Origin of the sequence: Streptomyces sp. NPDC018947 (assembly GCF_044390505.1) — a bacterium.
In the GTDB taxonomy this organism is placed as follows: Bacteria; Actinomycetota; Actinomycetes; order Streptomycetales; family Streptomycetaceae; genus Streptomyces.
In genome coordinates, this window is sequence record NZ_JBIRZD010000009.1 from 105,804 (window position 1) to 125,901 (window position 20,098).

Here is a 20,098-nt window from a genome sequence, read left to right on the forward strand (position 1 = left end):
GCCCGGTGACCGCGAGGGCCCGGGCGGCGTCACGTCGTGCGGGCCGTCCCCGTGCCCTTCTCCGCGTCCAGCGCGTACACGCACCGGTCCTTGCTGCACGCGTAGACGATGCCGTCCCGCACCACCGGGGAGCCGGTGATCTCGCCGCCGGTCGCCAGCTTCCAGCGCAGACGGCCGTCGTCGGCCTTGAGGGTATAGAGCAGGTGGTCGGTCGAGCCGAAGTGGATGCGGCCCTCGGCCACCGCGGGCGCGCCCACGATCTCGCCGCCCGCCTGGAAGCGCCACTTGGGGGTGCCGGTGACGGCGTCCAGCGTGTAGAGGCCCTTGCCGCTGCCGACGTGCACGTGGCCCGCGGCCACCAGCACCGGGTCGGTGGAGGAACGGCCCTCCGTGGCGATGCGCCAGCGGTCGCGGCCGTCGGTGGCGTCGAGGGCGTACACCGTGCCGAGGTAGTCGGCCAGGTACACCCCCCCGCCGGTCACCGCGGGGCCCGGTACGAAGACGGGCGGGGAGAGGAAGACCGCCGGGGCCTCGAAGTGCCAGCGGACACGGCCGGAGGCGACCTCCAGCGCGAGGACGCGGGTGCCGGCCGCGACGTACACGTAGCCGTCGGGCGCCTGGGCGAGGCGGACCGGCACACCGCCGCAGGACGCCGCGTCACCGATCGGGTACGCCCAGCGCTCGTCGCCGGTACGGGCGTCCAGGGCGCGCAGCCGCGCGTCCTGCCAGACGTACACCGTGCCGTCGTGGACCGTCGCGCCCGCCTCCGGGGACTCGAAGTCGGTCTGGCAGCCGGTGATCTCCCACAGCTTCTGGCCGCCCGAGGCCTCCCAGGCCTGGACGCCGCCGCCGCGCGTGGAGGTGACGACGGTGCCGCGGTCGGCCTGGAGCGCGTACACCCAGGCGTCCGTCTGCACGCGCCACAGGTCGGCGCCCTCGCGGGCGTCGAGGGCGAAGAGGGTCGGCCCGTCGGAGGCGTGGATACGGCCGTCCGCGACCGCCATGGACCAGGCCACGTCCCGCGTCTTGAAACGGCGGCGCCCGGTGGCCACGTCCAGGGCGTGCACCTCGAAGGAGGTGACGTAGACCAGGTCCCCGGCGACGGAGGGGGTGCCCCACACGTCGTTGGACATGCGGAAGCGCCAGGGGCGCCAGCCGCTCGCCGCCGCCTCGGGGGGCGTCGCGGGGGCGGCCGGTGCCGGTACGGCAGGGTCGGCACCGCCCACACCGGGGCGCGGGCGCGACCAGGAGGCGGCGAGGGCCGACTCCGGCGGGGGCGCGGCCACGGCGGCGGCCCGCATGTCGGCGACGCGCGGGCCCGGGCCGATCGGCACGGGGGCTCCGGCCAGCCGGACGGGCCCGGTGTCGGGGGCGCCCACGGGCGCGGGCGCCGGGGGCCCGTGCACGGGCGGCGCCGGGACGACGGGGTCGTGCGAGGGCGGGGGCGGCAGCGGGGGCGCCGGTACGGCGGGTCCGGCGCCCCCGGCGGCGCGTCCCCCGGCCGTCGTGGCGGGCAGCGCGGGGCGGCCGTTGCGGCGGCCCTCGATCAGGCCCACCGCCCGCTCGGGCAGCCACGCCGAGGCCGTACCGCTGTCGTCGGACCCGGAGCCGAACAGGTGCGGGGCGAGCTGCGCCTGGAGGTCGGCAGGGTTGGGGCGGGCGGTCGCGTCCATCTGCATGCACGACTCGATCAGCGGGCGCAGCTCGTCCGGGAGGCCCTCCAGGTCGGGGCCCTCGCGCAGCAGCATGAAGACCGTCTCGACCGGGTTGGCGCCGTGGAAGGGCGGGTGTCCGGTGGCCGCGAAGACCAGCATGGAGCCGAGTGAGAACACGTCGCTGGCGCCGGTGACGCTGCGGGAGTCCTTCGCCTGCTCCGGCGACATGTAGGCGGGGGTGCCGACGGCGACGTTCGTCATGGTCAGGCGGGTGTTCGAGACACCGGACGCGATGCCGAAGTCGATCACCCGGGGGCCGTCCTCGACGACGAGGACGTTGGAGGGCTTGAGGTCGCGGTGGACCAGGCCGGCGCCGTGGATGGACTGGAGCGCCTCGGCGACGCCCGCGGCCAGCCAGCGCACCGCCTGGGCCGGCAGCGGCCCGCACTCGTTCACTATCTCCTCGAGGGAGGGCGCGGGGACGTACGCGGTGGCCAGCCACGGCACGGCGGCGCGGGGGTCGGCGTCGACCACGGCCGCCGTGTAGAAGCCGGAGACCGCGCGGGCGGCCTCCACCTCACGCGTGAAACGGACGCGGAAGAGCTGGTCCTCGGCGAGTTCCGTGCGCACCGTCTTGATCGCCACCCGCCGGCCGGACGCCGAGCGCGCGAGATAGACCAGCCCCATGCCGCCGGCCCCGAGCCGGCCCAGCACCTCGAACGGCCCGATCCGCCGCGGATCGTGCTGCGTAAGCTGATCCACCACTTGCCTGCCACCTCCCCGTACGAGCCGCGCCACCCACATATGTACGCGACCGATGTGCAGCGTCTCACCACCGCCCCGCGGCGGCGCCACACACCCCGATTCTTCCTGTCCGAGGCGCTGGTGGCGAACCCTGGGACAATCGGGGTGTCATGCCGCAATACCGGGCGAACACGCACCGGGTGCGGTGCCGCGGCGGCCCTCAGCGCTGCAACAACGCGAACGACGCCCCCTGGCCGTCCGCCACCACGGCCACCCTCCCGTACGACGTCTCGAACGGCGGCACCTGCACGCGGCCGCCGAGCCGGGCCACCGCGCCGAGCGCGGCCTCGCAGTCCTCGACGCGGAAGTGGACCAGGAAGTGCGGCGGCATCTCGGCGGGGAACACGTCGGTGACGGCGGCGCGGCCCACGTCGGGTGCGGCGTCCGGGCCGAAGAGCGCGTGGTGGAACAGCTCGCCGTAGAAGGCGTCGGCGGCGTCGGTGTCGCGGGTGTACAGCTCGGCCCAGGCGAAGGTGCCCGGCTCGTGCCGCCTGCCGAAGCCCGCCGGGGCCGCGGCCCCCTCGTCCCCCGCGCCGGGGACGGCGGGGCCGGCCGGCTCCAGCAGGGCGAAGACCGCGCCCTGGGGATCGGCGGCGAGGGCGGTCGTGCCCAGGTCCTCCACCGGGCGGGGCGGCGTGACGATCTGCCCGCCGGCCTCCTGGATCCGCCGGGCCAGCGCCCCGGCGTCACGGGCGGCGAGGTACACCGTCCACACGGTGGGCATCCGCCCGTCCGTCTTGGGCACCAGCGCGGCGACGGGCTCGCCCTCCAGCCGAGCCCGTACGGCCGCGCCGGGCCCCGTCTCCTCGAAGGTCCATCCGAAGAGCTCCCCGTAGAAGCGCTTGCCCGCCTCGACGTCGGGGAGCTGTGCGTCGACCCAGCGGGGGACGCCTTCTGCGTACGCGGACGCCCTCTGGGCGGATGCACCGTTTTCGGCCATGTCGCCAAAGTAACCGCGTCCCGCGCACCGCGCAGACCAGGCACAGCGGCCTCTTCGCGCCCTCGCACCCCATTTGCAGTCGGCCGAATCGCGCTCCGAACCCCCGTCGGTAAGCTGACGGCATGACAGGACAAGTGCGCACCGTTGACGGCCGCGTGGCCGGTCGACGCGGGCAGGCGACCCGGCAGAAACTGCTCGACTGCCTGGGCGACATGCTGAGCTCCTCGCCCTACCGGGATGTCAAGGTCATCGATGTCGCCCGGAAGGCGGGCACGTCGCCCGCGACCTTCTACCAGTACTTTCCGGACGTCGAGGGAGCCGTCCTGGAGATCGCCGACCAAACGGCCGCGGAGAGCTCCGGGTTGGCCGACCTGGCGGCGGGCCGTTCCTGGGTCGGCAAGGCCGGCTGGCAGACCGCACAGGAACTGGTCGAGGGATTCCTGGACTTCTGGCGGCGCAACGACGCGATCCTGCGGGTCGTCGACCTGGGCGCCGCGGAGGGCGACAAGCGGTTCTACAAGCTCCGGATGAAGATCCTCAACTCGGTGAACACGGCCCTCGCGGACTCCGTCGCCGAACTCCAGGCCAAGGGCAAGGTCGACAAGGACGTGAACCCGGCCGCGATCGCCGGTTCCCTGGTCACCATGCTGTCGGCCGTCGCCTCGCACCAGAAGGGCTTCAGCTCCTGGGGCGTGAAGCAGGCGGAACTCAAGCCGACCCTGGCCTTGTTGATGTATCTGGGCATCACCGGCAAGAAGCCCACGAAGTAACGTTTCGACCGGCCCCGCAGCAGCCTGTCATCCCTGCACGGTCCGCCCTGCCCGTCCCCCCGGACGCCGCTCTCCGCACCGCCGCGGTGCCTCTTCTCCCCCGCCCGTCCGGCCCCCGAGCCGCACGCCCCTCGCCTCCTCCCCGGCGCCGACGCCGCCGCACCGCTTCCCGGTGCCGAGCCGCCCGTCGCGTGATCGCCGGCGACCGGCCGGGCCCGCGGGAACAACCGCCCGCCCGACCGGTGTTCAGGCCGGTGCACGCGTCCGAACCGCCGCACGTCCGCATCCAGTCGAGGAGACCGGAATGGCCCTGAGCCGTGAAGAGCGCGAACAGTTCCTGGCCGAGCCGCACGTCGCCGCCCTCTCGGTGGACGGGGGTGCCGGGCGGGCCCCGCTGACCGTGCCGATCTGGTACCAGTACGAACCCGGCGGCGACGTGTGGGTCCTGACCGGGCTCCACAGCCGCAAGAACGAGCGGATCAAGGCGGCCGGCCGGTTCTCCCTGATGGTCGACCGGCTGGAGCCCACCGTCCGGTACGTGTCGGTGGAGGGCCCCGTCGTGGAGACGGTCCCCGCGACGGTCGAGGCGCTGCGGGAGATGGCCGCCCGCTACCTCCCGGCCGAGAAGGTCGAGGGCTACGTCGACTTCGCCCGGAAGAGCCACGGCGAGCAGATCGTCGTCCGGATGCGGCCCGAGCGCTGGGTGTCCTCCGACCTCGGCTCCGTGTGACCCCGGCGGAACACCCCTCGGCACCGTCCCGCCCGCGTGACAATCGGGGCATGCAAACCGATCTTGACGACCTGCTGAGGTCCGTGCGGGTGTGGGACCCGGCGGTCACCGAACTGCCGTCCTTCGACCCGGCCACCGCGCCCGGCGACCCGCTGCCGCTGTTCACCCGGTGGTTCGCCGAGGCGGTGGCGGCCGGGCAGACCGAGCCGCACACCGTGTCCCTGGCGACGGCCGACGCGGAGGGGTGGCCGGACGTGCGGATCGTGACGCTGCACGGCGCGGACGAGGAGGGCTGGTCCTTCGCCACGCACGCCGACAGCCGCAAGGGCCACCACCTGACCGCCCGCCCGTACGCCGCGCTCGCCTTCTACTGGCCGGTGCTGGGCCGCCAGGTGCGGGTGCGCGGACCGGTCACCGTCGCCCCGGCCGAGCAGGCCCACGCCGATCTGCGCGTCCGCTCGACCGGCGCCCTGGCCGCCGCGCTCACCGGCCATCAGAGCGCGCCGCTCAGCTCCCCGGACGAACTGGCGCGCGCCTCCGCGGCGGCGTGGGAACGGGCCGAGCGCGAACCGGACGCCTCCGTACCGTCCTGGACGCTGTACCGGCTGCGCCCGGAGGAGGTGGAGTTCTTCCAGGGAGACGCCCGCCGCCGCCACGTACGCCTCGCCTACCGCCGCACGGAGGACGACTGGCGCACACAGCTCCTGTGGCCGTGAGGAACGCTCCGCGGTCCGCCTGACGCCGGCCGGGGCCGTGGGACCGGTCCGCACCCGGACGCCGCCCACGGCCGCCTCGCCCCCGGGCCGGTGCGCCCACGCCGCCCCTCGGCGGGGCTCAGGGGGCGGCCGGGAACGCCGGCTCCGGGTCGGTCGCGAGGCGGGCGTGGAGGTGGGCGTCGCGGAAGGTGTCGCGGCGGTCCACCTCGAACATCGCCCCGCGCATCGTCCCCTCGTACACGTACCCGCACCGCTCGGCGACCCGGCAGGAGGCGCCGTGGCCCAGCGCGTGGCCCAGTTCCAGGCGGTGCACGCCGATGTCCTCGAAGGCCCAGCGCGAGGCGAGCAGCAGGGCGCGGGTGGCGACGCCGCGGCCGCGGGCCTCGGGGAGCACCCAGTAGCCGACCCGGGCCACCCGCAGCGGTGAGTTGATCTCGTTGAGGCCGATGTGCCCGAGCGTCGCCCCGCTGTCCTCGTCGGCGATCCGGAACGTCGCCGACCTGCCCTCCCCGGCGTCCCTCGCCCGTGCGCGCAGCGACTCGCGGGCGGCCCGGAGGTCGGTCATCGGCCGCAGCGGCGTGTTCCAGGCCCGGAAGTCGGGGTCCAGGTGACCGCGCAGCCAGGTCGCCACGTCGTCGTCGCTGCCGGCGTCCCAGGCGCTCAGGCGCAGACCGTGTCCGCGCGGTTCGACGACGGAAGGGGCGAGGGTGCGCATACGTGTGTGGGCCATCCGTCCATTCAATCGGACCCGCCCGCCAGGGACTCCGGCAGCCGTGACCGATCCGCAACCGAACCCCATCTTGACCGAGACCCATCAAGCTGGTGCGCGATTACGCTCGCCGCATGGCCGACTCCACAGCGTCCGCTGCACCGCGGTCCGCCCACCCCGCGGACCTCCCCGTGTACGTCGTCGGCGGCGGCCCCGGCGGGCTCGCCGTAGCCCACGCGCTGCGCGAACGGGGGCTGCGGGCCGTCGTCCTGGAACGCGCCGACCGGGTCGGAGCCTCCTGGCGGGAGCACTACGACCGGCTGCGCCTGCACACCACCCGCCGCATGTCGTCCCTGCCCGGACTGGCCCTGCCGCGCCGCTTCGGCCGGTGGGTGGCCCGCGACGACCTGGTGCGCTACCTGGAGAAGTACGCCGAGCACCACCGGCTGGAGATCGTCACCGGCGTCGAGGTCTCCCGCGTCGAGCGCGCACCCGACGGCACCGGCTGGCTGCTGCACGCCTCCGGGGGCCGGGAGCTGAGGGGCGCCGCGGTGGTGGTCGCCACCGGGTACAACCACACCCCGCGCCTCCCGGACTGGCCCGGCCGCGACACGTACACCGGCACGCTCCTGCACGCCCGCGCCTACCGCGACGCGGCCCCCTACGCGGGACGGGACGTCCTCGTCGTCGGCGCCGGCAACACCGGGGCCGAGATCGCCGTGGATCTGGTGGAGGGCGGCGCCGCGCGGGTGCGCCTGTCGGTGCGCACCCCGCCGCACATCGTCCGGCGCTCCACGGCCGGCTGGCCCGCCCAGTACTCCGGCGTCCTGTGCCGGCGCCTCCCGGTCGCCCTGGTCGACCGGCTGGCCCGGCCGCTGGCCCGGATCAGCGTGCCCGACCTGTCGGCCCACGGCCTGCCCCGTCCGGATACCGGCCTCTACAGCCGGGTGCGGCAGGGCGCCCTGCCGGTGCAGGACACCGGTCTGGTCGACGCGGTGCGCTCGGGCCGCGTGGAGGTCGTCGCCGCCGTGACCGGCTTCGAGGACGGCAAGGTCCTCCTGGCCGACGGCACGCGCGTCGCCCCCGATGTGGTGATCGCGGCCACCGGCTACCGGCAGGGACTGGAGGGCCTGGTGGGTGGCCTCGGGGTGCTGGACGACTCGGGCAGGCCGGTCGCGCACGGTCCCCGCACCGCGCCCGGCGCCCCGGGCCTGTACTTCACCGGCTTCACCAACCCGATCAGCGGCATGCTCCGCGAACTCGCCGTCGACGCGGAGCGCATCGCGCGTGCCGTGGCGCGACGGGACGCGGGCCGGGTGTCACGCCTGCCCGGCTGAGCCGCGGGTCAGGATCAGCGCCTCCCCGACGTCCGGGTCGCCGAACAGCGCGAACAGCTCGGGGTCCCGCTCGGTCCCGCCGATCGTCCAGTACGTCTCCAGCCCGCAGTCCCCGTCGACCCGCACCAGGACGGCGTCGCGGCCCTCACCGCCGCGCCCTCCGGGGTGGCGGGTCCAGGCGCCGGTGCCGTCGCACCGGGTGTAGTCGGAGCTCGCGCCGACGCCGGGCTGGGCCGGGACCCGGGTCAGTTCGGCCCGGCCGCCCGGCTCCAGCCGCAGCAGGGCCCCGCCGTCGCCGTGCCAGTCCCCGGTGAGCCGCCCGGTGGAGAGCTTCGGCGGCTCGTACTCGTCGGCCAGCGCGGCCACGCCCGTCCCGGCGGCGGCGAACAGCACGACGCAGGCGCCCGCCGCGCGCAGCCAGACGCCCCGCCCTCCCCACTCCCGCCGGCGCAGCAGGGCGAGGCCCAGCACGGGCAGGATCCCCACCGCCGCGAACCACGGGAGCGTGGCCCCGACCGGCCAGTCCCACAGCAGGTGCCCCACCACGGCCCACCCGGACCCGACCAGTGAGGACGCCACCGCGCGCCGCGCCCACTCGGGGCCGTGCCGGCGGACCGGGCCGAGGTCGGCCAGCACCGCGGCGGGCATGATCTGGACCGTGGCGTGCAGGACGCCGAGGACCGGCAGGACCAGCGGGACGCAGACGATGCCGAGGAAGCCGCCGGTACGGCCGTAGTCGTCCCGCCCCGCCACCGCGCAGTACCACCACGCCAGCCACACCAGCGGGAGCTGCGCCGCGCACAGGGCCGACGCCCGGTTCCACTCGTCGTCCGCGGGGCGGGTGCGCCCGCCCGGGCGTTCCCCGCTCCCCCACCCCATGCGGGGAGCGTACGCCGCTCAGGACACCGCGAGCACCGGAGCGGGCCGCCGCCGGATCACCAGGGCCATGAGCGCCGCGACCGCGCACAGGGCGCCCGAGGCGTACCAGACGACGTCGTAGCTGCCGAAGGTGTCGCGGGCCGCGCCGCCGAGGAAGGCGACGAGGGCGGCGCCGACCTGGTGGGAGGCGAGGACCCAGCCGAAGACGATCGCACTGTCCTCGCCGTACTGCTCGCGGCACAGGGCGAGGGTGGGCGGGACGGTGGCGACCCAGTCGAGGCCGTAGAAGACGATGAAGAAGATCATCGGCGGGTGGACGCTGGGCGCGAGCAGCATGGGGAGGAAGAGGAGCGAGACACCGCGCAGGGCGTAGTAGACGGCGAGCAGGCGGCGGGGTTCGAAGCGGTCGGTGAACCAGCCGGACGCGACCGTGCCGATCACGTCGAACACGCCGATGACGGCGAGCAGCGAGGCCGCGGCGGTCAGCGGCATCCCGTGGTCGTGGGCGGCGGGCACGAAGTGGGTCTGGATCAGGCCGTTGGTGGAGGCGCCGCAGATGGCGAAGGTGCCGGCGAGCAGCCAGAAGGGGCCGGTGCGGACGGCGGAGAAGAGCACCGCGAGGGCACGCCGGGCGGCGCCGGGGACGGGGTCGGGCTTGGGGACGAACTCCTTCGCCCCGTACGGCTTCTGGCCGATGTCGGCGGGGTGGTCGTGCAGGAGCAGCCAGACGAAGGGCACGACGGCGAGGGCGGCGAGGGCGACCGTGACGGCCGCGGGGCGCCAGTCATGGGTCTCCACGATCCAGGACAGCAGCGGCAGGAAGACGAGCTGCCCGGAGGCGGAGGCGGCGGTGAGGACACCGGTGACCAGGCCGCGGCGCTCGGTGAACCAGCGGTTGGTCACCGTGGCGGCGAAGGCCAGCGCCATCGAGCCGGAGCCGAGGCCCACCAGCAGGCCCCAGCACAGGATGAGCTGCCAGGCGGAGTCCATCCACACCGTCAGGCCCGAGCCGAGCGCGATGACGCTCAGGGCCACGGCGACCACCCGCCGGATCCCGAAGCGGTCCATCAGCGCCGCGGCGAAGGGCGCGGTCAGTCCGTAGAGCGCGAGGTTCACGGAGACGGCGGCACCGATCGTGCCGCGGGACCAGCCGAAGTCGCGGTGGAGCGGGTCGATGAGGATGCCGGGCAGGGAGCGGAAGGCGGCGGCGCCGATGATCGTCACGAAGGTGACGGCGGCGACCCACCAGGCACGGTGCACCCGGATGCCGCGGCGCGGCCGGGTGGGCTGGGGCCGCCGCGCGGCCGCTGTGGCGTCGGTTGTCTGGGTCACGTCATCGAGCTTCCGGCCTCCGGCCGGTCCGATCGAGTGGCCCGAAGGACAGTGTTCGCTAGGATCGGGCCATGACGTCCGACCGTCCGTACCGCCCGCACCGCGTCGTCGTCCTGGCCCTCGACGGCGCCCTCCCCTTCGAACTGGGCATCCCCCAGCGGATCTTCGGCCGCGCCCGCGACGAGCGCGGCCGCCCGCTGTACGAGGTCGTCACCTGCTCGGTCCGGCCGCCGGGCCCGGTGCAGACGGACGCCGACTTCGCGATCCTGGTCCAGAACGGCCCCGAGGCGCTGGCCACCGCCGACACGGTCGTCGTCCCGGCCTCGTACGAGCTGGGTCCGGTGTACGAGGAGGGCAGGCTGACCGAGGAGCTGGCCGCGGCCCTGGAACTGGTCCGGCCCGGCACCCGGCTGGTCGCCATCTGCACCGGGGGGTACGTCCTGGCCGCCGCCGGCCGGCTCGACGGCCGCCCGGCGACCACGCACTGGGCCTCCGCCGCGCACTTCCAGCGGCTGTTCCCCCGGGTCCGGGTGGACGCCGACGTGCTGTTCGTGGACGACGGGGACGTGCTCACCTCGGCCGGCGTCGCGGCGGGCATCGACCTGTGCGTGCACATCGTGCGCCGGGACCACGGCACCGCGGTCGCCAACGACGTGGCCCGCCGGACCGTCGTGCCGCCCCACCGCGACGGCGGGCAGGCTCAGTACATCGAGCGGCCGGTGCCCGATCCGCAGCAGTCGTCCACGACCGCGGCCCGCGCCTGGGCGCTCGCCCGCCTCCACGAGCCCATCCGGCTGCGGGACATGGCCGCGCAGGAGGCCATGTCCGTGCGCACGTTCACGCGCCGCTTCCGTGAGGAGGCCGGGGTCAGTCCCGGCCAGTGGCTGACCCAGCAGCGCGTCGAACGGGCCCGGCACCTGCTGGAGTCCACGGACCTGTCCGTCGACCAGGTGGCGCGCGAGGCCGGGTTCGGCACGGCCCAGTCGATGCGGCAGCATCTGCAGGCGGCGCTCGGGGTCACACCGACCGCGTACCGGCGTACGTTCCGCGCGGAGTTGTCCACAGCCTGTGGGGGGTGAGGGCGGCGTCGCGCCGTCCGCCCGTGCGAGCACCGCGCGCCGCCACCCGACTCCGGCGCTCCCGCCCGGCTCCCGTCGCCCCCGGGGGAACCGCCGCCGAATCACGACCCACGCTCGTCGAGGGCTCCGTCACCGAGTCCTCGTCGTCCCCTCGCGGCGAATCGCTGCCTACCAGCCTGAGGAAACGGTCACGATCCGTCAACCGGCGAACGGGGTGGGCCACTTGGCCGCCGATGGCCGGGGACGCGCACGGAAGCACGTCCCGGCGCACCGCCGCACCGGACCCGGGCCGTGTGGGGGCGGGTGCCCCCGCGCTCCCGCTAGACCACCTCGAAGGCCAGCCCCTCGTGGGGGGCCGAGCCGCCGGCACGGGCCGGCGGGGTCCGCACGGGCCCGGCACAGCGGTCCAGTTCGCACCAGATGCGCTTGCCGGCGCCCTCCCGGCTCCAGCCCCAGCGGTCGGCGAGGCCGTCGACGAGGGCGAGGCCCCGGCCGCCCGTCGCGTCGCCGTCCGGGCACCGGGGCACCGGGGCACGGCCGCAGTCGTCGTCCACCTCCAGACGGACGGTGGCCTCCTCGGTCACCGCGCCCGGCAGGACGAGCCGCAGCACGGCCGGACGGCCGGTGTGCACCACGGCGTTGGTCACCAGCTCGGAGACGAGCAGGACCAGGGTCTCGGCCAGTGGTTCGTCGGCCTCTATCCCCGACCCGGCGAGCCGTGAGCGCGCCCACCGACGGGCGCGCCCCACTTCTGCGGGGTCGGGCCGGATCTCCAGCACTTGAAGCACCTGCACCGCTCACACCATCCGAACCGGCGGACACAAAGGCTCGCGCCTCATGAGGGCCACGATCGTAGCCATTTCCTGCATGACCAGAACTACGGCCGGGTCAGGGATCACGGAACGTGAATCCCGCAAGGAACAGCATGGTTGACGTACAGTCACGCCAACAAGCGCTTCGGGCATATTCCAGCGCGAAGGAGTACCCGTGCGGCATACTGTGCGACGCTCGCCGCGAGGAGTCGAACAGGCGGCGGGCGAAGGCCGTTCCGCCCTGCGGGGCACGGCGCACGCGTCCGTTTCCGGAGCCGCCTCGGGGGCGGCTCCGGCGCGTTCGGCGCTCGGGAGCACTCGCATCCCGCCCAAGGTACCGGAGGGCGGCGCCGACTGCGGACCGTGACGGGCCCACCTGCCGTGCCCCGTCCGGTGTCAACGCTCCGTGACGCCCACGGTGCCACGATCCGCGACACGGGGGCGGGCGGGCGGCGGCGCGGACGTCACTCGGGCACGGTGAACCAGCGGGCGAAGGCAGGAACGGCCTCCGCCTCCCCCACCTTTCCGTCCCCGTCGGCGTCGAGGGCGGCGGCGACGGTACGGGCGGTGTCCCCGGGGACGCCGAGCGCGGTGAGCACGCGCGTGGTGTCGGCGACGGTGAGGGCTCCGTCGCCGTCCGCGTCGGCGACGGCCAGGGCCGCGTGCAGGAAGGGCCTGGCGATCTCGGCGAACCGCTCCGGGTTGTCCCGCAGCCGCTTGACCGCCGCGGTGACGAACTCCTCGCGGGTGATGCGCTGGTCGCCGTCCCGGTCCGCGATCCCGGCCATGCCCTGCCAGAGCGCCTCCGCGCCGGCGTACAGGGCCTGGCCCCGGTCCGACCGGGCGGCGACGGAGAACTCGGCGAGCAGCGCCTTGGCCGCCGCGTTGAAGTCCTGCCGGTCGATGTAACCGTTGCCGTCCTGGTCGAAGGTGGCGAACCGCGCCGCGATCCTGCGCTCGTACTCGCTGCTGACCATGTCTTCTCCGGCCGCCTTTACGTCACGTGGTGGGTGCGTCTCGCACGGAGAGTACGACGCCGGGGGCCCGCCCGCAGGGTGAACCCCGAGCCGTCCTCCCTCCGGGCGTCCTAGGCCGAGAGCGGGCGCGGTTCCTCGCCGGTCGCCGAGGCGAGGTCGGGGTGGACGTCGAAGAGCCGGCGGACGCCGAGCGCGCCGAGGACCCGGTTGACGTGCGAGCCGTCGACGGCGCCCTGGGCGGGGAGTATCAGGCGCAGCCGGCCCTGGCAGGAGCGGATGAGCCGCCGGGCGGCGATGAGCACGCCGACCCCGCTGGAGTCGCAGAAGAGGACGTCGGAGAGGTCCAGGACGAGGCTGTGCCGCCCCTCGGCCACCTCGTCGTGCACGCGCTGCCGCAGCACCGGGGAGGTCACCAGGTCCAGCTCGCCCGACACCCGGAGCACGGCCCAGTCGCCCTGCTCGCCGCCGGTCACTGTGAACGCCACCACCATGCCCTTCATTCGTCGTTACGCCGGGATTCAGCCGAAAGCGGAAGGCATCCTTACGCTTCTTGGGCGCGCGCCTGCCCACGGGCCGTCCCCGCAAACGCCCGCCCGGAAACGGGCCTTGATCAAAAAAGGCTTGTTTCAGACGGTTTCGATCCTGTTCGATCGAATTTGGTCGCACGATGGAGGGTAGGCGGTCACCCGGGGGGTCGGGCAAGTGCCCTACCACCTGCGGGCCGCCCAGGGTGCGCATTGCCACAAAAGGGGTGCGCTCGCGGACGTGCGCACTACATTCGAGGAGACGGCGGCCACGCGCCGGCCGCCGGCACGGGACCGGCCCGGCCACCGGGCCCGAGCGAGGGGGTGGAGAAGCCGTATGGCGAAGAAGGACCTGCCGCTGCGCTGGGACCGCACGATGCAGCAGCGGCTCGCCCGGGGGGAGGCCGCCGCCCTCGGCGAGCTCTACGACCGGTTCGCCTCGCTCGTGCACGGCCTCGCCCACCGTGTCCTGGACGACGAGCGGGCCGCCGACCGCGTCACCCGGGACGTGTTCGCGCACGTCTGGGAGCACCCCGACACCTACGACCCCAAACAGGGCCCGCTGCGGAGCTGGGTCGCCACGCTCACCCACCGCCTGGCCGTGCAGCGGCTGCGGGACACGGAGGCGGCCGCCCTCGCGCGCGGCGGCCCCGGCACCACCGAGGAACTGGAGCACAGGGTGCGCCACGCGTCGGTCGCCGCCCGCGCCGACTACATCGTCCAGTCCATGCCGGCCCCGCTGCGGGCCGCCCTGGAGCTGGCCTACTTCCAGCGCCGCGACTACCGGCAGACCGCGGCCGACCTCGGTGTCACGGAGGACGAGGCCCGCCGCCGCCTGCGCCTCGGCCTCCAGCTCCTGGCCACGGCCAACGACACCGGGTCACACGGAGCGCCGCCCTGGTACGGGGGTGCGGCGTGAGCGGGGCGTACGACGAGCACGGGGAGCACGGCGGGGCGGGCGGGCCCGAACCGGCACCGCGCATACCGATGCCGCGTGCCTCCGTCGAGGACGGCGGGCTCGCGCTGCCCGCCGCGCCCCTCGTACTGGAGCACCAGGTGCTGGCCTCCCTCCTCGGCGCCTGGGCGCTGGCCGCCTGCTCCCCGCAGGAGGCCGCGGCCGTCGACGCGCACCTGGGCGAGTGCGGCACCTGCGCCGAGGAGGCGCTGCGGCTGCGCGACGCCGTCGAACTGCTCCAGCGCCCCGAGAGCCTCGACCTCGACCCCGCGCTGCGCACCCGCGTCCTGGACGGCTGCCTGGAGCGCCGCCCGCCGCGCATCCCGGTGCCCGAGTGGGCCGCGCCCTACGACGCGGAGACCGCCCGGCTGGACGCGCTGCTGCAGGACTTCGGGGACGCCGAATGGCACGCCCCAGTACGGCTGCGCTGGTTCGACGGCGACGGCACGGCGAGCCGCCGCACCACCGTCGCGGGAGTGATCGCCCACCTGCTGACGGTCGACGGGCTGGTCGGCGTCCCGCTGGGCCTGCCCGACCCGCTCGGCGAGATCACCGCGCCCGCCCCGGCGCCGGCCAGCCGCACCGAGGCGTACTGGCGCGCCTCGCACTTTCCGCCCACGCGCGCCGTGCGGGCGCCCTGGCGCGAGCAGAGCCACGCCCTCGTGCGGACCGTGGCGTTCACCGGCGGCCCGGGCGGCGAGGGACGGATGCCGGTCTCGTACGGCGACTTCGAGCTGCCGCTGCGCGACGCGATGCTGGACCGGGCCTTCGAGTGCTGGGTGCACGCGGAGGACATCGCCGAGGCGGTGGACTATCCCTACGAGCCGCCCTCGCCGCGTCATCTGAACCGCATGATCGACCTCGCCGCGCGGATGCTGCCGGGTGTGCTGGCCGAACGCCGCCGGGCCCGGCCGGCCCCGCCCGGCGGCCGCCGGCACCTGGTCGCGGCGGGCGAGCCGGGGCGCAGTCTGCGGCTGGAGATCGAGGGCTCGGGCGGCGGCGAGTGGCTGATCCCGCTGGACTCCCCGGCCGCGGTGGGCTCCGCCGAGCGCGAGGTGGCCCATGTCGCCCTGGACGGCGTCGAGTTCTGCCGTCTGGCCGCGGGTCGGGTGCCTCCGGCGGAGGCGGTGGCGGGGCAGGTCGGGGACCGGGAGGCGATCCGGGACGTCCTGTTCGCGGCGGCCAGCCTGAGCCGTATGTAGGGGCGGGTCGCTAGGCGAAGACGACCGTCCGCCGCCCGTTGAGCAGGATCCTGTGCTCGGCATGCCACTTCACGGCCCGCGCCAGCGCCTGGCACTCCACGTCCCGGCCGACCGCGACGAGCTGGTCCGGCGTGACCTCGTGGCCGACCCGCTCGACCTCCTGCTCGATGATCGGCCCCTCGTCGAGGTCGGCCGTCACATAGTGCGCGGTCGCGCCGATCAGCTTCACACCCCGGGCGTGCGCCTGGTGGTACGGCTTGGCGCCCTTGAAGCTCGGCAGGAAGGAGTGGTGGATGTTGATGATCCGGCCGCTGAGCCGCTTGCACAGGTCGTCCGAGAGGACCTGCATGTAGCGGGCCAGCACGACGAGTTCGACGTTCTCCTCGCGCACGATCTCCAGCAGCCGCGCCTCGGCCTCCGCCTTGGTGTCCTTCGTCACGGGGATGTGGTGGAAGGGGATGTCATAGGACCCCACCAGTTCAGCGAAGTCGGTGTGATTGGACACCACCGCCGCGATCTCCACCGGCAGCGCCCCGATCCGGGCGCGGAACAGCAGGTCGTTCAGGCAGTGCCCGAACCTGCTGACCATCAGGACGATGCGCATCTTCGCGTCGGCCCGGTTGATCTGCCAGTCCATGTGGAACGCGTCACCGATCGCGGTGAAACTGGCGCGCAGCTTCTCCACGGTGACCGGCGCCTCGGCCGAGAAGTGGACGCGCATGAAGAACAGTCCCGTGTCGTGGTCGCCGAACTGCCGACTGTCCTCGATGTTGCAGCCGGTCATGAAGAGGTAGCTCGACACGGCGTGCACGATGCCCTGCTTGTCGGGGCAGGACAGGGTCAGGACGTACTGGTCGGCCGGTGCGGCGGCGGGGCTGGACTGCTCGTTCATGCAGGACAGGGTCCCATATCCGCCCCCCGCACCGGCGAGCGTCCCGTCAGGCGGACCGGGTCATGATCCGCAGCACCTCGAGGCTGCGCGGAGCCTCCTCGGGGTCGTCGCCGTCGCTCGTGGCGAGCCTCACGTGCGCGTCCCGCGCCGCCCGCACCGCCTCCGGCCAGTCCGGGTGGTCGAGGTAGACGGCCACCGGCGCGTCCGGTCCCACCTGGTGCATGATCCGCAGCACCCGCAGCACGGCGGTGTCGACGAGGGCCGCCTCCTGGGAGTCCCGGAAGATGGTGCCGACGTACTTCTCGGCGGACCAGTGGTCCAGCCAGGTGTCCTCCACCAGCCGGTACACCGCGTCCGTGACGTCGCCGTAGCCGGGCGTGCCGGCCAGCCAGACGTCCCGCTGGAAGGCGGGCGCGGAGAGCATGTGCAGCGCGGAGCGCACCTGGCTGCGCCAGCGCCACCACGGCATGTCGTTGAGTGGCATGCCGCCCATGGTGGAGGAGCGGCGGCCGCGACGGGAAGTGTTCTCCGAACCTTGCACGGTCATCGATCGTACGTTCCCCTCCGGCCGTTCCCCACCGGCCCCCGCAATTCACCTCAGGGTCACCCCGCGTTGACCGGAGGTCGCTTCCAGGTTATCCGTGTGGCGGAATCGTGCGTGACCATGACCGGCAGGCGACGCACCCGCAGCACCTTCCCCCGCGGCCTCTCCGGCCGCTTCCGGCCCGGCGGCACCCGCGCGCTGGCCACGGGGGCGCTGGCGGCGTGTGCGTCGCTCGTCGCCGGGTGCGGCGTCGTCCCCGGTGTCACGGGGGGCTCCGGGGACGATCCGATCACCGTGATGACGTGGGCGCCGATGGACACGGGCGCGACCAACCGGCCCGGAATGCCCGCCTTCGCGCGCGCCTACGCCCGCTGGATCAATGCCCACGGCGGCCTGAACGGCCGCGAGCTGAAGGTCCTGACCTGCAACGACCACAACGACAGCGTGGCCGCCGCGAAGTGCGCCCGCCGCGCCGTCAACGAGAACGCGGTCGCCGTCGTCGGCTCCTACAGCCAGCACGCCGACTCCTTCTTCCCCGTGCTGGAGGGCGCCGGCATCCCGTACATCGGCGGCTACGGCATCACCAACGCCGAGTTCACCAGTCCCCTGTCCTACCCGGTCAACGGCGGCCAGCCCGCGCTGCTCGCCGGGCTGGGGAGCACCCTCGCGGAGTCCTGCGGACCCGTCACGTTCGTCCGCCCGGACACCATCGCGGGCGACGAGCTCCCGGCACTGCTCGACTCGGGGCTGGTCTCGGGCGGGCACGCGGGGGCGCGCGACCAGCGGGCGGCGGAGGACGCCACCGCGTACGACGACCAGGCCGAGGCGGCGCTGCGGCGGGCGACCGCCGGCCAGGCGGAGCCGGGCTGCGTCGTGCCCGTGCTCGGGGACCGCACCGGCACCTTCATGGACTCGTTCCGGCGGGCCCGCGACGCGTACCCCGAGGTGCGCACGGCCACCGTGCTGGGCAGCGTCGACCAGTCGACGGTGAACGCGTCCGGCGGCGCGTCGGGCCCCTACGAGGGCGCGTACGTCACCGGCTGGTACCCGGAGGTGAGCGATCCGGCCTGGGACGGGATGAAGAAGGTGATCGAGGCGGAGGCGTTCGGCGACAACAGCGTGGACGCCGCGGACGCCGGGGTGCAGACGACCTGGATCGCGTACACCGTGTTCAAGGGTGTCGTCGAGTCGCTCGGCGACGGCGAGGTGAGCGCCGACGCCGTCACCCGCGCCCTGGACGGCGGGCTGGAGGTCGGCACGGGCGGGCTCACGCCGCCGCTGCGGTGGACGTTCCAGGACAAGCTGTCCTCGGTCGGCTTCCCGCGTCTGGTCAACGCCGAGGTCACGCTCCAGGTCGTGCGGCGGGGCCGGCTGGTGTCGGCCCGCGAGGGCGCCGTCGACACCACGCGGACCCTGCGGGCCGCCGACGTCGCCTGAGCCGCCGCGGGCGGGCCTCGGGGCGGGCCTCGCGGCCCGCCCGTGTCCGGTCAGAGCTGGGTGGCCTGGCGCTCGGTCAGACCGTACTGGCGGGCGATGGCGTTCCACAGGGCGGCGGCGGTGGCCTTCTCCTTGCTCGCCGTGCCGCTCGCCCGGTTGCCGGCCTGCGTCTCGCTGGTGCTGCGGGCCTGGCCCTTCTTGCAGCCCTTCTTGCCGGCCGTCTGGTCGGCCCAGGCCGCGTAGTGGTTGTCGGCCGACGCCGAGGCCTGCCACGCCTTGGTGAGCGCCGTGGTCAGCTCGGTGTGGCGGGGCAGCTTGTCCACGGAGAGCTGGGAGAGGCTGGTGACCAGCCCGGTGCGCTGCTTGGCCGCCTCGCGCAGGTCCTTGGCGGCCTGGGGCAGGTTGTCGCAGGACTTCACGTCGGCCACGGCGTTGATCACGGCGGACCGGCTGTCGCCGCTCCGGGCCAGCAGCTTGTCCAGCTCGACGGCCTGCTGCCGGGCCGGGTCGACGGACGGCGACGGCGAGGCCGACGCGGACTCGACGGGGGCCGTGGCGGACACGGGCTGGTTGCCGGCCTTGTCGTCGTCGCCGCCGTCCCCGCCGGCCATCATCGCGCCCGCGCCGACACCGACGACGGCGAGGCCGACGCCGACGGCCGCGAGCAGCGGCAGCCGCGAACCGGTGCGCCCGCCGCGTCCGCCCCGGCGTCCGCCGCCGGCGCCCTGCGGTGCGGCGTAGGCGGGGCCCGGCTCGTCGAAGGCGGGGGCGGGAAGCTGCTGGGTCGAGGAGGCCGGGCCGTCGGGGCCGGGCCCGCTGCGGAAGAGGCTGTCGAACTCGGCGGGCGGCTGCCGGCCGTCGTCGGCGCCGGGAGCACCGCCGTGGGACGGCACGGCCGGGCCCGCGGGGACGGGGGCGATGTACTGCGTGGCCTCGGCGTCGGGGTGGGGCCGCGGGGCCTGTCCGAGGAACTGCGTCGCGTCGGAGGGCGCACCCGCGGCCGGTCTCTCGGGCGGCAGCGCACCCGGGGTCACGGGGGGTATGTACTGCGTCGCCCCCTCGTCGGCGGGAGCGGGGACCGGCGGGAGGTACTGGGTGGCGCCCTCGTCGGCCGGCGGCATCGGGGCGGGGTGCCGCGGGTCCTGCGCGTGCGCGCCCGGCTGAGGGTGCGCGCCGTGCGGGCCCTGCTGGTCGTACGGGCCCGGCTGTCCGTAGTGCGCCTGCTGCCCCGGGGCGCCGGGCTGCCCGTACGCCTGCGGGTGCCCGTCCTGGCCCTGCTGCCCGTACGCCGGCGGCTGCCCGTAGGCCTGGCCGTACCCCTGGTGTCCGTACGACGGCTGCGCGCCGTACGCGGGAGGCTGGGCGTTCTCCGGGGGCAGCGGGCCGGGGCCGGGCTGGGGCGGCGGGCCCGGCTGCGCGGCCGGCGGCAGGCCCGGCTCCCGGCTTCCCCAGGGCTCGGCGCCGGGCGGGGTGGGCCAGCTCTCCCCCTGCGACTGGGTGTACTGCTGCTGCCCGGGCCCCCACGGCTGGTCCCAGGCCTGGGCGCCGGGCGGGGCCGAGGCGGGCGTGGGCCGCGCCGCCTGCGGACCGGCGGGACCGCCCGCCGGGCCCGGCAGCACGGGCTCGCCACCGTCCGAGGGCAGCACGATGCCTTCGTGCGCTTGCCGCGCCGAGGGCTCCTCGCCCTGTCCGCTCTGCGTCACCGGGACTCCTGTGAATGGGGGACCTTCGGAATCGTCGGCTCACGCTACCGGGTCCCCGGAGCCCGCTGCCACGCCGCACGGAAGCGTGACCTTCTTCCCTG

The 20,098-nt window shown here is 74.9% G+C and carries 19 protein-coding genes; 8 read left to right on the forward strand and 11 right to left on the reverse strand.

All coding sequences use genetic code 11. The features are described 5' to 3' along the window. Positions 1-29: 29 nt before the first annotated feature. Together ACH499_RS18635 and ACH499_RS18640 are read right to left on the reverse strand one after the other, a co-directional pair. Positions 30-2,420, reverse strand: coding sequence for a PQQ-binding-like beta-propeller repeat protein (locus ACH499_RS18635; RefSeq protein WP_399016957.1), 2,391 nt, complete (start codon positions 2,418-2,420; stop codon positions 30-32). A 199-nt stretch (positions 2,421-2,619) separates the two neighbouring features. Continuing rightward, on the reverse strand, positions 2,620-3,399 hold the full coding sequence (locus tag ACH499_RS18640; RefSeq protein WP_399016959.1) for a VOC family protein: 780 nt from the start codon (positions 3,397-3,399) through the stop codon (positions 2,620-2,622). Positions 3,400-3,533: 134 nt separating this feature from the next. On the opposite strand from ACH499_RS18640, the gene ACH499_RS18645 reads away from it, so the two are divergent. The 3 genes from ACH499_RS18645 to ACH499_RS18655 all read left to right on the forward strand — a co-directional run bounded on the left by ACH499_RS18645 (position 3,534) and on the right by ACH499_RS18655 (position 5,615). After that, a complete protein-coding gene (locus ACH499_RS18645) occupies positions 3,534-4,169 on the forward strand; it encodes a TetR family transcriptional regulator (protein ID WP_356198872.1) in 636 nt (211 codons plus the stop codon). 304 nt (positions 4,170-4,473) lie between these two features. Continuing rightward, positions 4,474-4,899 carry a pyridoxamine 5'-phosphate oxidase family protein gene (locus tag ACH499_RS18650; protein ID WP_399016961.1) on the forward strand — a complete coding sequence of 142 codons (426 nt, stop codon included), beginning with the start codon at positions 4,474-4,476 and terminating at the stop codon, positions 4,897-4,899. A 50-nt stretch (positions 4,900-4,949) separates the two neighbouring features. Continuing rightward, entirely contained in the window at positions 4,950-5,615 is a 666-nt protein-coding gene (locus tag ACH499_RS18655; protein ID WP_356198753.1) for a pyridoxal 5'-phosphate synthase, read from the forward strand. A gap of 118 nt (positions 5,616-5,733) precedes the next feature. On the opposite strand, the gene ACH499_RS18660 is transcribed toward ACH499_RS18655, so the two are convergent. Continuing rightward, on the reverse strand, positions 5,734-6,345 hold the full coding sequence (locus ACH499_RS18660; protein WP_399016963.1) for a GNAT family N-acetyltransferase: 612 nt from the start codon (positions 6,343-6,345) through the stop codon (positions 5,734-5,736). 113 nt (positions 6,346-6,458) lie between these two features. Between ACH499_RS18660 and ACH499_RS18665 the strand changes: the two genes are divergently transcribed. After that, positions 6,459-7,661, forward strand: a complete 1,203-nt coding sequence (locus tag ACH499_RS18665; RefSeq protein WP_399016965.1) for a flavin-containing monooxygenase — start codon at positions 6,459-6,461, stop codon at positions 7,659-7,661. Here the strand turns inward: ACH499_RS18665 and ACH499_RS18670 are convergent. After that, a complete protein-coding gene (locus ACH499_RS18670; protein WP_356198759.1) occupies positions 7,644-8,540 on the reverse strand; it encodes a hypothetical protein in 897 nt (298 codons plus the stop codon). The genes ACH499_RS18665 and ACH499_RS18670 overlap by 18 nt on opposite strands. A gap of 18 nt (positions 8,541-8,558) precedes the next feature. Continuing rightward, positions 8,559-9,872 (reverse strand): MFS transporter, encoded by a 1,314-nt coding sequence (locus tag ACH499_RS18675; protein WP_399016968.1) that lies wholly within the window; start codon positions 9,870-9,872, stop codon positions 8,559-8,561. 71 nt (positions 9,873-9,943) lie between these two features. Between ACH499_RS18675 and ACH499_RS18680 the strand changes: the two genes are divergently transcribed. After that, a complete protein-coding gene (locus ACH499_RS18680; protein WP_356198761.1) occupies positions 9,944-10,951 on the forward strand; it encodes a helix-turn-helix domain-containing protein in 1,008 nt (335 codons plus the stop codon). A 320-nt stretch (positions 10,952-11,271) separates the two neighbouring features. On the opposite strand, the gene ACH499_RS18685 is transcribed toward ACH499_RS18680, so the two are convergent. From ACH499_RS18685 to ACH499_RS18695, 3 genes are all read right to left on the reverse strand, one after another. Next, the gene (locus ACH499_RS18685; protein WP_356198762.1) at positions 11,272-11,745 is read right to left on the reverse strand and encodes an ATP-binding protein; all 474 of its coding nucleotides are present in this window, start codon (positions 11,743-11,745) and stop codon (positions 11,272-11,274) included. Between the two features lie 482 nt (positions 11,746-12,227). Next, a complete protein-coding gene (locus tag ACH499_RS18690) occupies positions 12,228-12,740 on the reverse strand; it encodes an EF-hand domain-containing protein (RefSeq protein WP_356198763.1) in 513 nt (170 codons plus the stop codon). 110 nt (positions 12,741-12,850) lie between these two features. Next, positions 12,851-13,231 (reverse strand): STAS domain-containing protein, encoded by a 381-nt coding sequence (locus ACH499_RS18695; protein ID WP_399016971.1) that lies wholly within the window; start codon positions 13,229-13,231, stop codon positions 12,851-12,853. Between the two features lie 370 nt (positions 13,232-13,601). Between ACH499_RS18695 and ACH499_RS18700 the strand changes: the two genes are divergently transcribed. Continuing rightward, a complete protein-coding gene (locus ACH499_RS18700) occupies positions 13,602-14,183 on the forward strand; it encodes a sigma-70 family RNA polymerase sigma factor (protein WP_399016973.1) in 582 nt (193 codons plus the stop codon). Then, the gene (locus ACH499_RS18705; RefSeq protein WP_399016974.1) at positions 14,180-15,421 is read left to right on the forward strand and encodes a zf-HC2 domain-containing protein; all 1,242 of its coding nucleotides are present in this window, start codon (positions 14,180-14,182) and stop codon (positions 15,419-15,421) included. The genes ACH499_RS18700 and ACH499_RS18705 overlap by 4 nt, the downstream gene beginning before the upstream one ends. A 10-nt stretch (positions 15,422-15,431) precedes the next feature. On the opposite strand, the gene purU is transcribed toward ACH499_RS18705, so the two are convergent. Continuing rightward, positions 15,432-16,313 (reverse strand): formyltetrahydrofolate deformylase, encoded by an 882-nt coding sequence (gene purU, locus ACH499_RS18710; protein WP_356198770.1) that lies wholly within the window; start codon positions 16,311-16,313, stop codon positions 15,432-15,434. Positions 16,314-16,359: 46 nt separating this feature from the next. Beyond that, positions 16,360-16,860, reverse strand: coding sequence for a hypothetical protein (locus ACH499_RS18715; RefSeq protein WP_356198772.1), 501 nt, complete (start codon positions 16,858-16,860; stop codon positions 16,360-16,362). Between the two features lie 117 nt (positions 16,861-16,977). Here ACH499_RS18715 and ACH499_RS18720 point away from each other — a divergent pair, with 117 nt between their 5' ends. Then, positions 16,978-18,294: an ABC transporter substrate-binding protein gene (locus ACH499_RS18720; protein WP_399016977.1), complete on the forward strand. Its 1,317-nt coding sequence runs from the start codon at positions 16,978-16,980 to the stop codon at positions 18,292-18,294. A gap of 50 nt (positions 18,295-18,344) precedes the next feature. Here the strand turns inward: ACH499_RS18720 and ACH499_RS18725 are convergent, their stop codons facing one another. Next, the gene (locus ACH499_RS18725; RefSeq protein ID WP_399016979.1) at positions 18,345-19,997 is read right to left on the reverse strand and encodes a hypothetical protein; all 1,653 of its coding nucleotides are present in this window, start codon (positions 19,995-19,997) and stop codon (positions 18,345-18,347) included. Positions 19,998-20,098: the final 101 nt, after the last annotated feature.

Bases quoted from the DNA above. Each gene is read 5' to 3' on its own strand.
- ACH499_RS18665 (WP_399016965.1), top strand. From the start codon at position 6,459: ATGGCCGACTCCACAGCGTCCGCTGCACCGCGGTCCGCCCACCCCGCG.
- ACH499_RS18680 (WP_356198761.1), top strand. From the start codon at position 9,944: ATGACGTCCGACCGTCCGTACCGCCCGCACCGCGTCGTCGTCCTGGCC.
- ACH499_RS18690 (WP_356198763.1), bottom strand. From the start codon at position 12,740: ATGGTCAGCAGCGAGTACGAGCGCAGGATCGCGGCGCGGTTCGCCACC.
- ACH499_RS18660 (WP_399016963.1), bottom strand. From the start codon at position 6,345: ATGGCCCACACACGTATGCGCACCCTCGCCCCTTCCGTCGTCGAACCG.
- ACH499_RS18650 (WP_399016961.1), top strand. From the start codon at position 4,474: ATGGCCCTGAGCCGTGAAGAGCGCGAACAGTTCCTGGCCGAGCCGCAC.
- purU (WP_356198770.1), bottom strand. From the start codon at position 16,313: ATGAACGAGCAGTCCAGCCCCGCCGCCGCACCGGCCGACCAGTACGTC.
- ACH499_RS18640 (WP_399016959.1), bottom strand. From the start codon at position 3,399: ATGGCCGAAAACGGTGCATCCGCCCAGAGGGCGTCCGCGTACGCAGAA.
- ACH499_RS18700 (WP_399016973.1), top strand. From the start codon at position 13,602: ATGGCGAAGAAGGACCTGCCGCTGCGCTGGGACCGCACGATGCAGCAG.
- ACH499_RS18655 (WP_356198753.1), top strand. From the start codon at position 4,950: ATGCAAACCGATCTTGACGACCTGCTGAGGTCCGTGCGGGTGTGGGAC.
- ACH499_RS18720 (WP_399016977.1), top strand. From the start codon at position 16,978: ATGACCGGCAGGCGACGCACCCGCAGCACCTTCCCCCGCGGCCTCTCC.
- ACH499_RS18695 (WP_399016971.1), bottom strand. From the start codon at position 13,231: ATGGTGGTGGCGTTCACAGTGACCGGCGGCGAGCAGGGCGACTGGGCC.
- ACH499_RS18715 (WP_356198772.1), bottom strand. From the start codon at position 16,860: ATGACCGTGCAAGGTTCGGAGAACACTTCCCGTCGCGGCCGCCGCTCC.
- ACH499_RS18670 (WP_356198759.1), bottom strand. From the start codon at position 8,540: ATGGGGTGGGGGAGCGGGGAACGCCCGGGCGGGCGCACCCGCCCCGCG.